The 12,439-nt window shown below is 44.3% G+C and carries 9 protein-coding genes and 2 pseudogenes; 5 read left to right on the top strand and 6 right to left on the bottom strand.

All coding sequences use genetic code 11. From position 1 onward, the window contains the following. The first annotated feature begins 173 nt into the window (after positions 1–173). A complete protein-coding gene (locus QFZ78_RS33365; protein WP_307553677.1) occupies positions 174–1,844 on the top strand; it encodes a GMC oxidoreductase in 1,671 nt (556 codons plus the stop codon). Positions 1,845–1,854: 10 nt separating this feature from the next. On the opposite strand, the gene QFZ78_RS33370 is transcribed toward QFZ78_RS33365, so the two are convergent. From QFZ78_RS33370 to QFZ78_RS33385, 4 genes are read right to left on the bottom strand one after another with little or no spacing between them, the layout of a single operon-like run. Continuing rightward, positions 1,855–2,949 (bottom strand): GerAB/ArcD/ProY family transporter, encoded by a 1,095-nt coding sequence (locus QFZ78_RS33370; RefSeq protein ID WP_307553679.1) that lies wholly within the window; start codon positions 2,947–2,949, stop codon positions 1,855–1,857. A 34-nt stretch (positions 2,950–2,983) separates the two neighbouring features. After that, positions 2,984–3,226 carry a hypothetical protein gene (locus tag QFZ78_RS33375; protein WP_307553681.1) on the bottom strand — a complete coding sequence of 81 codons (243 nt, stop codon included), beginning with the start codon at positions 3,224–3,226 and terminating at the stop codon, positions 2,984–2,986. Between the two features lie 14 nt (positions 3,227–3,240). After that, positions 3,241–4,407, bottom strand: coding sequence for a Ger(x)C family spore germination protein (locus QFZ78_RS33380; RefSeq protein WP_307553683.1), 1,167 nt, complete (start codon positions 4,405–4,407; stop codon positions 3,241–3,243). A 41-nt stretch (positions 4,408–4,448) separates the two neighbouring features. After that, a complete protein-coding gene (locus QFZ78_RS33385) occupies positions 4,449–6,041 on the bottom strand; it encodes a spore germination protein (protein WP_307553685.1) in 1,593 nt (530 codons plus the stop codon). Positions 6,042–6,196: 155 nt separating this feature from the next. On the opposite strand from QFZ78_RS33385, the gene QFZ78_RS33390 reads away from it, so the two are divergent. After that, positions 6,197–7,087: an SDR family oxidoreductase gene (locus QFZ78_RS33390; protein WP_307553687.1), complete on the top strand. Its 891-nt coding sequence runs from the start codon at positions 6,197–6,199 to the stop codon at positions 7,085–7,087. Here QFZ78_RS33390 and QFZ78_RS33395 read toward each other — a convergent pair whose 3' ends face one another. Next, on the bottom strand, positions 7,088–8,680 hold the full coding sequence (locus tag QFZ78_RS33395; protein WP_483874836.1) for a GMC oxidoreductase: 1,593 nt from the start codon (positions 8,678–8,680) through the stop codon (positions 7,088–7,090). It lies immediately after the preceding gene. Positions 8,681–8,839: 159 nt separating this feature from the next. On the opposite strand from QFZ78_RS33395, the pseudogene QFZ78_RS33400 reads away from it, so the two are divergent. Together QFZ78_RS33400 and QFZ78_RS33405 are read left to right on the top strand one after the other, a co-directional pair. Beyond that, positions 8,840–9,592 (top strand): annotated as a pseudogene (locus tag QFZ78_RS33400) (ThuA domain-containing protein); the annotation flags it as partial. An 81-nt stretch (positions 9,593–9,673) separates the two neighbouring features. Beyond that, a pseudogene (locus QFZ78_RS33405) lies at positions 9,674–10,705 on the top strand (aldose epimerase family protein); the annotation flags it as partial. Positions 10,706–10,918: 213 nt separating this feature from the next. Here QFZ78_RS33405 and QFZ78_RS33410 read toward each other — a convergent pair. Next, a complete protein-coding gene (locus QFZ78_RS33410) occupies positions 10,919–11,800 on the bottom strand; it encodes an AraC family transcriptional regulator (RefSeq protein ID WP_307553690.1) in 882 nt (293 codons plus the stop codon). Positions 11,801–12,009: 209 nt separating this feature from the next. Between QFZ78_RS33410 and QFZ78_RS33415 the strand changes: the two genes are divergently transcribed. Further along, positions 12,010–12,342, top strand: a complete 333-nt coding sequence (locus QFZ78_RS33415) for a GH32 C-terminal domain-containing protein (protein WP_307556008.1) — start codon at positions 12,010–12,012, stop codon at positions 12,340–12,342. Positions 12,343–12,439 lie beyond the last annotated feature (97 nt).

The raw sequence follows: 12,439 nt of genomic DNA on the forward strand, positions 1-12,439 counted from the left end.
GGAAGCATGAGACTTAGTAGAGCAATGTCATCACGGCTGCGAATAATCTTCTTTGTTCTTTATTGTTATTAGAATACATAAAGGCTCCAGCCTTAACATTATAGTATAAGTATAGTGGTTATAACTTTGAAACGTTGAGAGCAATCATTAGGTCGAATGGAGAGTGAAGGCTTTTGAAAATATGGGTTTCGAACAAGCATGAAACACTTAGAGCTATCGCTATTAAAAAACGTTTATCCGTTGAAGAGCTTGTATTGCTCAACCCACATATTGAACATCCGGATCTAGACATCACCGGTATATCGGTCTATCTTCCTTCTGAAACAGAATCGAGAGCCTCTACGGTTGGATCCATTCCGACTTGCCCGGTCGTACCGGCAGAAACGCTGAATAACTGGATTCCCCTTACACCGCTTTCACAGATGGCTCAGCAGGAATATGATGTTCTGATCATCGGTACCGGAGCAGGCGGAGGATCTGTCCTCTGGAGATTATGCGAACAATGGAAGAGGGAAAAGAAGAGGATTGGCATCATTGAACGGGGAGACCAGTATATCCCGACGCATGCCCGAAACCTGTCGACGTTAAACCAAGAACGCCTCGTAGCTTATTTTAGTCACTTATCCAAGCCCCTGCCTGGTGCTTCACCCGAATATCCGGGAGCGAGGCAGCTTTTTGCGCTGGGAGGAAGAACGTTATTCTGGTATGCGTTTACTCCCCGGATGCATCCGTGGGATCTGGCGAAATGGCCTATACCTGTTCATGAGATGGAAAGCTATTACGGCATTGCTGAACAAGTCATGAATGTCACCGGAGCATTTGCGGAAGGGGCTTCGTTCACGGAAATTTTACTGGAGCGGTTGTGGCTACGCGGTTATTCCAAAGCGGCACCTCTTCCGATTGCAGCTGATATCGTACCCCAGTCTTTCGGGCAGATTCATACCGACATGTTTACGAGTTCCATTTCCTTGCTTGCTAGAGCTCTGAATCAGAGGAATTTCGATTTGGCAATCAACGCACGTGCCACGAAGATTCTACATGAGAACGGAAAAGTCACGGGAGTCACGGTCGTTTCCCCGGATAAAACCGCTTATACCCTTAAAGCCAAAACAGTTGTTTTGAGTGCGAGTACTTTTGAGACACCACGCTTGCTCCTTCATTCGGGATTTCAGCATCGAGCGTTGGGACACTTCCTGACGAATCAAACTTTTGTGCAAGCAACAGGAACGATATCTACTGCTGATTTTCCTATCCCGTGGGGTCCCTTGAATATTATGATACCGCAGAAACCGGATACACCTTACTCCGTACTCATGACCGGCCCGGAAGCCTTCTACTGGTATCCAGTTAGCGTTGAAAGACCATTAACAGGTGAAACTACGGTCAACTTCTATGGTTATGGCAAAGTCGAACCGAGATACGAGAATCGGATTACACTGAATCCGGACAAAATAGACGAGTACGGCGTCCCTGAAATTAAGGTTCATTTTTCCTTGAGCGAGGCCGATAAGAACGTCGTTGGCCAAATGACGGAAGGGATAAAGCGCATTGCCAAGGATACAGGCGTGCGTCTGATTTCAAAGAATGGCAAACCGTCTATTTGCTTGACTCCGCTTGGCGATTTGCATCATGACTCAGGCACATGCCGAATCGGAGACGATCCCAATACTTCTGTTGCTAACCAATACGGGCAAATCCACGGAGTCTCCGGCCTCTATGTGGCCGACAACAGTGCTTTACCTTACATCGGAGCCGAAAATCAAACGTTGACCACGATAGCCCTCGCTATTCGTACGGCTGATCATATTATTCGGCAGGCGGGCGTTCAGCCAAAAACGAAATGAAAAAGCATATTCAAACTTTTTTCCTTATTATTGCTGCTGCGGTAACGACTAGCAAAGGCAGTAAATAAGAAAATGTGGCCCATAACGCATGAATGACCGATACGGAATGAATCCAAAGAGCTGCTCCTTTTCCAATTTGATGCAAAGAAAAAAGATAACAAACCAATGTTATGGGGAGAATCAGAATACGATCGTCACGAAGCTTGAACAATTTCGTAAACGTTAAATTCAATATAAGCAGCGTAATGGTCGCCTTGATAAAAGAAGTCATAATCAAGGAGATACCGATGAGAGATTCAATCCTTTGAATGACTTCCAGCAAATCGATGATTCGAGCTACCTCAAACATCGAATACTTTCGTTCCCCTGCCATTGGACCGAACACCAATATCGTACTAAGCGTTACGGCAATTAAACAAAACCCGTTTACAAGCAGAGCGAGATACATGCCTTTCTTTACATGTGTCTGTCCTTCTTTACGTACGTAAGGAAGAAGCATGGCCATAAGCACAAGCTCGACGTAGGGAAACCCGTATGAAAAATAAGCGCCAAGAAGCACCGGTTTGATTCCATCCGGCATGATGGGAATCAGATGATCGATCTCATAATTGTTGCCGGATAATACAAGAATGAGAATGATGAAAAAGAGGACGCTAACCATAGGAACAAAGATCATTCGAGCCAATGTTTCTATCCCTGAACGCACCGTAAGAGCAATAACCACAAATACCGATAATACGAATAGATACAACGGAGTTTGCCGCATCATAGAACTGGTCATAAATAAACCGATATCCAGGACGATTCCGGATGTCATGTGGAATTGAAACGAAATGAAAGGAATAGCGAGAAGGACCGTAACCCAATTACCAACCAAAGCCCTGCTGTACTCAATGAAAGTCAGGTCGGGAAATTTTCGATACAAATAAAGGATACAGGATAGGAAGAATATGCCTGCAGACAAAGACAGTAACAGGGAAATCCAAGCCCCGTTTTTGGCGTACCCGATTAACGGTCCTGGGATGTTTATAATGGCAGAACCCGTCATGAAAGCAAAAAATATGACAGACATCTGCCCGGAGCTGATTTGTTCCTTAGCTTTCATTTCATACACCCCCGCAGTAGCAGATTTCGATTGGTTAAGAGGGAACCTTTAGAAACTCAACGATGCGACGGGCCGGTTCACCAAGGAGTACTGCGGCGGCTTCTTCCAGAAACGGCCATTTCAGCTCAAATATATAATTGATGCCAAGGTAAAACGAAAGCAGTGCCATGAATGTATAAGCAATGATCTCGCGGCGGTCCACCTTTTTTAGTCTCGGTATATCTGCGAGCGAAATGCCTGCGTAAATCAACAGCAGTAATAACATTTTTCCCAGCATTTTTCCAATCCCTTCTATTTTTTGAAAACGGGCTTGCTGATTGTGGTTCCGCTATTGATGACCTTGACTTCAACATCGATATCGAACTCACTGTTCGCAAATCGGTCAGCCCAGTTTTTTTTCCATTGTTTCCACAATGGCGGATTTTTCTGATATATTTTGTTCCCCAATCCGATGGCATCGAATTTGTTTTTTTTTAACCAATCGGTTGTTTCCGTAATTCGCTGCTTCATCTGTCCCTCAACTTTTTTCGTGAAATTCTTTTCATCCTGTACCGTTTCCAGCTTAGAGCATGTCAATTCCATAACAGCTACTTCCATGTTGATCTTTATAAGAACTTTCAGCGAATTCTCTTCGATATCGGTAGGCTGCAATTTGCTTTTTAAGGAGACTATTTCTACAGCTTCTACCTTCTTACTCTGTTTGGATGGATTCTGGCAAGGAATATCAATCATGCCGCTTTGATATTTGTTCAACACCATTTGTAAGGTTTCCACCTTCGTTGGTTCCATTTTACCCACAAGTTTCCCCTCTTTCAGCAAGGCAATTCCAGCTATATTCGTAACCTTGGTTGCATCTTTGGATAAATAGAGATAAGGAACCTTAGCGATACCGACCTCGCTTTTCATTTGCAGGCCTAATTTGAGCAAATTCATATCTACTGTTTTTCCGCTGCTGGATGCAGCCGATTTTTCGGTTTGAAATAATTGCTGGCTTATTGTATTTTCGATGAACGGCTTCATATTAAAATATTTGTCAGCTCTTCCCTCCGCGATTATGATGGACATCGTAAGCCGGGGTTCGTGATCCCGATAAAAAAGTTCGAGAATTTCGAATATTCCTCGTTCACGAGCCAGTTTTTCTCCGATAATAATCAGGCGGGTATGGCTCCACTGGGTTTTACGACCGAGATTAATGGGAATATCGCGAATGGCTCTGGGAACCGTATCATCTATAGCCGTAACATTAATGTATTGCGTTTCGGCTGCTTTGCCGCCTACCGCACCAACCCCTTGGGCTGGCTTGAATAATTGTGTAGTCAGTGAAATTTTTCCATCATCAGTTAGATCTAAGCCGGCTCCCATGACAAACCCTTTTTCAGGAAGCTCGGCCCGATCCCAGCAACCTGTCAATAAGAAGAGTGCTGATAAGCATAAGCTCATCCATATCCGCCTTTTCATGCTCTTTGTTCTCTCCTGAGTACGACATAGTTGGCTAATTTCTAAGGCTTGTCCTTATAGCGAATTCGCGGCGAACGCATTAATGTGCCGAGCGGCGCGCGAAGGATTACATCCTTTATCTGCCGTGGAATAAAAGGACCGATAGGGCTTAAATAAGGCTGACCTAAAGAGCGTAAGCTCGCCAAGTGCAGCCACATCAGCATAAAGGCGATCAAAATGCCGAATATGCCCAAAAAAGCTGCGAACAGCATGAGGGGAAACCGCAAAATGCGCAGCGCAATGGCAAAGTTGTATTGGGGGATGGAAAAGGATGCAATCCCGGTTAATGCAACGATAATCACCATGATCGGCGATGCGATGCCGGCATTGATGGACGCTTCTCCGATAACAAGCGCTCCGACGATGCTCACCGCAGATCCGACCGGACGCGGCAGACGAATTCCGGCCTCTCGAAGCAGTTCAAAGAAGAATTCCATAATGAATGCTTCAATGACAGCAGGGAATGGAATCCCTTCACGGGAGTTGATGACGGCAAGCAGAAGAACAGTCGGAATTAATTCCGGATGAAAAGTGGAAAAAGCAATATATATGCTGGGCAGGCCTATGGCAATAAATAATGCAACTAATCTCAGGATACGGATAAGGCTTGCGACAACGGTTCTTTGATAGTAATCTTCGCTCGATTGCAGCAGCTCGAATAATAAGCCGGGGCATATTAGGATGGATCCGGTCCCGTCAACCAACACGATAATTTTTCCTTCCAGTAAGGAAGCAACGGCGACATCCGTTCGTTCGGTGTAACGGTATTGAGGAAAAGGTGAATATGTGGAATCCTCAATGGCATCCTCGATGTAAGAGGTTTCCAATATCTCATGCTTCTGAAGCTTAACAATTCGCCTTTGAAATTCGGCTAACACGTCAGGGTTGACGGTTCCTTCCAAATAACCGTATGCAACGTTCGTTTGCGTTTGTCCTGACGGTGGTAACGATTCTATTTTAAAATTTGCTGTCTTTAACCGTGAACGGATCATCCCTAAATTTTTCGATAAATTTTCAACGGTGCTTTCACGAGGTCCATGAACGACAGGTTCGGTAACTGATTCGGTGACTTGTCTGGTTTCTAGGCCTGTAGCCTTGAAACTAAGCGCTGAGTTCCATTGGTCGAAGAAGATGACAATATGGCCTTGAAGGACATTTTTTACCGCCTCATTGAAATCTTTGATCAGCAGAGCAGAGTCGGAAGAGGCGCCTCTATTGTTGAAATAGAAGATAACATCTTCCGGCATAACCATCGTTCCTTGTCCAAGCTCGTGTATGACCTGGTCTTGAAGCGCTTCTCTAAAGAAATTATGCTCTTTTTTTTGAATGAGCGAATCGAGATAAATGGAGAATGCGGTATAACTCATCTCGGGACCGTACTGCCAAGGAATGATGCTAAAGTCGCTGCAACGATCGAAAACATCCTTTACCCTCTGCAGGTTGTCCGGCAAATGAGTAGATATCGTTGAGACACCGGTATCGGGAAGCTTTTCTTGATTCGATGTGCGCGATTCGGACAAATGGTCGTAGGAGTCGTTTTGCTCAATGATCTTGTCGCGATAACGACTTTGGACAAGCCGTCTGAAAAAGTTCATAGGTGCCATCCTTCCCTAGTGATTGTATTATTTTTGCCATAATATTGAAAAGTAATTCTCAGGAAAGGCAGTGGAAGCTAAAATCTTTTGGGCAATCACCCATTTGTATGTTGTAGAATACCCTGAAAGTAACAAATTCCGATGGAGGAATAGTCATGTTTTCGAACTATGGTAAAGTAACGAAGTGTGAAGAGATACCCATTCAGGCCCCACTACAATATCAGCCTCAGCAGCCAGGAATTGAATCCATTATGATTCCAAGGCCCATATCTGAAAATCCTAATTACATCGGAACCGGGAAGTTAAAGGGGAAAGTGGCCATTATTACAGGTGGGGATAGCGGCATCGGACGTGCAATATCCTATCTGTTTGCCAAGGAGGGCGCAGATATCGTTGTCGTCTATCTCAATGAGCATGGCGACGCTGCGGAAACGAAAGCCAGAGTCGAGCAGATAGGCCGAAGATGTTTGACGATTGCAGGGGATATTGGTTATGAGGACTTTTGCCGCGAGGCCGTGGGGCAGACTTTATCCGAATTTGGACGCATTGATATTTTGATCAATAATGCCGCTGAACAGCACGTTCAAAGCAGTATTGAACATATTTCCGCTGAACAGCTGGAACGTACATTTCGAACTAATTTTTTTTCATACCTTTACTTTGCAAAAGCAGTCGTTCCCTACTTAAGGCCGGGAAGCGCGATTATCAACACAAGCTCGGTAACGTCAATTGTTGGCTTTGAACAATTAATCGATTATTCAGCTACCAAGGGAGCGGTTAGCACTTTTACGCGTTCGTTAGCGTTATCTCTTCTCAAAAGAGGAATTCGTGTTAACGCTGTAGCCCCCGGAAGGACATGGACCCCTCTCATTCCTGCATCGCTCCCTCCGGAGATGTATATGACTTTTGGCAGCGATAATCCGATCGGACGGGCGTGTCAGCCATTTGAACTTGCACCGGCCTATTTATTCTTGGCATCCGAAGATTCCAGCTATGCCGTGGGGATAACCATTCATATCAATGGCGGGGAGTATTTAGCTATTTGATCATGATTCTTGAAGCTTTTTAATAATATAGTCGGCCGTCCGAATTGCCATAGCCACCGTAGTCAATGTAGGATTCGTTGCGCCAATAGTGGGCAGCACGCTGCTGTCTGCTATGTAAAGACCCGATACGCCGTGAATTTGTCCGTACCTGTTCGTAGCGGAAGTACGAGGGTCATCGCCCATCCGGCATGTTCCGGACTCGTGGTTATCTGTTCCGATCGGCATTAAGCAAATCTGGGGAACACCGTTCACTGTAGTGGCTAGATCTAACTGCATAACTCTGGCAGCTTGCTGTAAGGCGGTCGACATATGCCGAATAACCGCTTCATCCTTTTCGCTGTAAGCGAAATTGACTTGTATTTCCGGCACCCCGTATTCATCGGGACTGCTCGAATCCACATAAACTCGGTTTTCGTAACGAGGCTCCACCTCACCGGAAGCGCCGAAAAAGCTGATTTTCCAAATGTCCTTGATCGGTTTATGTTCGTATTGATAGTTAAAATATTGTTCCGGTCCTTGAAGCTGCAGCTGATAGGGACGCCCCATAAGCTCTGGAATGATAATTCCTAATACACCTAGCGGCTCAGAAAATCCTCGAGTATTTACGCTGGCTGTGGCGATCATGTACGAATGATTAACAAGATATCGTCCGATTGCTATACCTGGAATCTTGGAATTCAGCAATATTCGCGGGGTTTGTAAGGCACTTGCCGATAAAATAACGGTTTTCGCTCTTATGAAATGGGATTTCTTATCCGAAGTCATCACCCGAACTCCGACTGTTCTGCCATGTTCCGTAACCACTTCCGTAGCATAAGTTTGAACAGCTAAATCAAACGGACGCCTTGCTAATGCTTTCGCCAAAGCAACAATTGAACTGTAAAAAACGTTCGAACGAATTTTACCGAATCTGGTTTGATCCAGATCGGAAGCGACCGGAATATCGTCTGCATAGTAAAAGCCATTTTCTCGAAGACGCTTAAGCAGGACTTGGGTAATCGACGAATCTTTCGTATAAGATCGGGTGACGGACATCAATTCTTCAGCGATATCGTAATAATACTTCATTTCCTGGATGGATACCGGCCATTGGGCAATGACGTGATCAGGCATGCGCGGGGTGATCGCCCCCCAGAGTAAGGTTCTTCCGCCTAAAGCATAAATAAGCTTGGCACCGGGATATTGTGGGAGCAGGTCTCCAATCGGATAAGTGATTCTATAGGGTCTTAATATTCTAAAATTATCGCCGTTTATGGTCGCTATGTTGTTTACATGGGTAGGCAGGTAAGGGTCTCCTCTTTCGACGATTCCAATCTTCTTTCCGTTGTTCCCCCACTGTTCGGCCAACCGCCAAAGGGCGGCTCCACCTCCAGCTCCTGTCCCGACAATAAGTACATCGTAATCTGTTTGAGCCATCTGTTCTGCGGAAGTGAGCGGAATCCATTCGCGAAGAAATTCCGACTCCGGTAAAGGCGGACAAAATTCGCCAAAGATTCTATTTTCGGCTGCCGGCATGGTCAAGGAAGGAAGGTTAACCCGCTCACCCGTGATGATTGTATCGGGACTTGCGATATGTGGATTAATCGACATCATTTGCAGTAATTCTACCTGAAATTTTCTTGAAATTTTAATAAGGGTATCTTCGTGATCGGCCATATAGATCTTCAGTGTAATCACTTCCTTTATTATTAGGTTTATGCTCCACATACCTATATTAATGACGTGGTGCCTGAAAAATGGAGGGATGAATCGATGAAAGTAAGGATTGGCAGCGGGCCAGTGATTGAGATGAAACCGATCCGCGTAACCATATGGAATGAATTTATTCATGAGAGGACAGACCCGCAAGTTGCCCGCATCTATCCAAAAGGAATTCACCAAGCGATTTCCGCTGGTATTGGACCTTTCGGATTTCGAATTCAAACGGCAACTTTGGATCAGCCGGAGCACGGTTTAACGACGGAGGTACTTAACCATACGGATGTATTGATTTGGTGGGGGCATCTGGCTCATGATGCGGTGACGGATGAGATCGTTGATAGAATTCAAGCAAGGGTATTGCAAGGCATGGGTCTCATCGTGCTTCATTCCGGACATCGTTCGAAAATTTTTCGGAAATTAATGGGGACTACATGTGATTTGAAATGGAGAACAGTTGCAGAGCGGGAAAGGTTGTGGGTTGTCGACCCTTCTCATCCGATTACCGAAGGAATTGGCGAATATATCGAATTGCAATCGGAAGAGATGTATGGAGAGTTTTTTGATATCCCAGCACCCGAGGAGCTTGTATTTGTCAGCTGGTTTCAGGGAGGTGAAGTATTTCGCAGCGGTTGTACCTATAGGCGTGGACTCGGGAAAATTTTTTACTTCCGACCAGGACACGAAGAGTACCCTACCTATAACAACAGAACCATTTTGCGGGTTATAGCGAATGCAGTAAACTGGGCCGCGTCACCCCATGGAGCAGAGCCTGTATACGGATTTATGCGGCCTCTTGAGAAAATAAATAAAGAGGAGTTTCCTTCATCCGTCCAAGCGAACGCGGCATTCGGCAGTATATCAAAGCAATATTTCGGCAAAACCGCAGATGGCGAATCGGTATATCTCTATACTCTGACCAATAAGCACGGCATGCAAGCCTCAATCATGACCTACGGCGGTATTATGCTGACTCTCAAGGTGCCGGATCGAAACGGAGCTATGGAAGATATCCTTCTTGGTTACGGAACGTTGGGGGATTTCATACGAACCGGAAATAAGCCATATTTCGGGGCGGTTCTTGGACGGTACGCGAATCGCATTGCAAATGGCAGATTCACGCTTGACGGTGTGACCTATCAGCTATCCGTGAATGAAGGGCGCAATACGCTTCACGGCGGGACTAGAGGATTTAACAAGAAGGTTTGGGCATCAGAGGAATTCTACCGCGATGACGCAGTCGGGGTCGCGTTATACTATATTAGCAAAGATGGTGAAGAGGGGTTCCCGGGTAATCTTGCCGTAAAAATGATCTATACGCTGACAGACAACAATGAACTAATCATTGATTATACCGCCATGACAGATAAAAAGACCGTTGTAAATCTGTCCCAACATAACTATTACAACTTGGCTGGCGCGGGCAACGGGAATATTCTTGGTCATGTGCTTACGCTTCACGCCGACCGTTTTACTCCGATCAAGCCGGATCTTACTCCGACTGGGCAAATTCAAAGTGTCGCCGGTACGCCGCTTGACTTCCGGACCCCTACAGCAATCGGGGCGCGGATTCATTCCCAAGATCCACTGATGATGTATGCGAGAGGCGGTTATGATTTTAATTATATACTGAATCGAAGCGGGGCCGGCATGGTTAAGGCCGCAAGCGTGTATGAACCGAATTCGGGCCGGGTGATGGAGGTCTATACCACACAGCCAGCCGTGCAGTTTTATTCTGGAAACAGTCTGGATGGGAGCGATGTTGGGAAGGGCGGAATTGCTTATCAACGATACGCCGGGCTTAGCATTGAGACCCAGCATTATCCGGACTCTCCGAATCATCCCCATTTCCCAAGCACTGAATTGTTCCCAGGTCAGATTTACAAGCAGACGTCTATTTATAAGTTTTCCGCATTTTGAGATATTTTTTTTCGTCCAAATACGTATAACGTATACTCACATGGTAAACCGAGGTATAGGTGAGATGACAGTTTGGGTGAGAGATTCGGAATAAACGCCGAAAGATAAAATCAAGACCCTCAGCCCGTTGCTGTGGGTCTCCTTTTGTTATTGAACGAAAGGATAGATTTATTTTACTACCGCAATCTGGATCTGTAAGTCGTTATTTCTTTCTTATGAGTTAGATATATTCTTTTTTCGATAAAAAGAAGGATTAACGCCTTCTATTTTTTTGAATGCTTTACTAAAAGAATGAATATCCGGAAACCCGATAAGTTCTGCAATTCGTTTCAAAGGCTCATTAGTAAACTGGATCATCTCTCTTGCTTTTTCTATTCTCATTAATTGGTGATATTGGATAGGACTCATCCCAAATGTTTGATTAAACAGGGTGATCAAATAGTACTTGCTGATTCCAGATATTTTGGCCAGTTCATCTAAAGTTACCTTTTGACCAGTGTTATGCTTTAAGAAAATTCTGACTTGCTCCAGCTCATTGATATTGGAGAGTAAGTGAGGATTTCTGTTCCAATAGTTTTCGCGTAATAATGCGGTGAATAATTGAATAAATAATCCCTTCATATTCAATTCATAAAATGGTAGCTTCATTTGAAATTCTCTTATAATTTCAAAAAGTATTTTCTCGATAACTAAATGATGCCGTAAGCGTATATGGCTAGCTAAATGAATAGTTAATCTGTCAATCTCGTCGCTTCGGAACCACTTCATTTCATCGTTCGTCATATTTTCAAATTTTTTAAAAGAAACTTTAACATCGGGACTATCTTCTTGATAGAACAAATCAAAATGTAAATGGGGTTGCCGAACTAAATCTGTTCCAACTTTGCTAATCGAATGCCTTTGTTTGGGGCGAAAGAAAAAGATGTCGCCTGGTTCTCCGAAGTAAACCTCATCCTCCACAGTAACTTTTAATCTGCCTTCTTTGAGATAAAGGATCTCATAGTCAAATAATACCCTTTCCTCCAAATACCAAGGAAATGAGACATAGCTATCCATAGCAATTCGTAAATAGGGCGACAGATTGTGTATGTTCAAGTATGAACCTCCAACCAAAATATTTGACAAATTAATAATAATTTAAGCCAACGACAATGCTTGAATATTAGTATATCATTGGTTTTTTGGAAAAGAAAACGTTTAACTGAAAAAAGAAAACGTTTACCTGAGAAAATCAGACGTTTTCGAGAAACACAATTTTAGATAATCTTTTCTTTTTACTTGGGGGGATTGCCGAATTGGAAAATGTGTTGGTTGAATGTTCTGAAGATGGTAGAGAAGAAACCATTATATCCTACGATGTCAACTCCAAGGTACTCCGGTTTGATAGATCTCGTTCAGATTCGATTAGTGAAGGCGTACGTACGTGCACGCTCGAGACAACGGATCATGGATTGGTGGCGTTGCATATTTTTGTTGATACTTCATGCATTGAAATTTATGCAAATGAAGGGCGTACGGTAATGTCAAACAATATCTATCCTGACCCTGCGAGTACGGGGATTGATGTTTTTTGCCGTGGAGGAAAGGTTGAAATGCTTTCATTGAACATTTGGAAACTTGAATCGATTTGGCAGTGATCAATGTGAAAGAATTGAAAGAATTTATGGACTTAATAGATCATTAGAAACATCTTCCCTTTATCCGGTGAGCAGCAGCAGCATATTGCAATTGGCC

Origin of the sequence: Paenibacillus sp. V4I5 (genome assembly GCF_030817255.1) — a bacterium.
GTDB lineage: Bacteria > Bacillota > Bacilli > Paenibacillales > NBRC-103111 > Paenibacillus_E.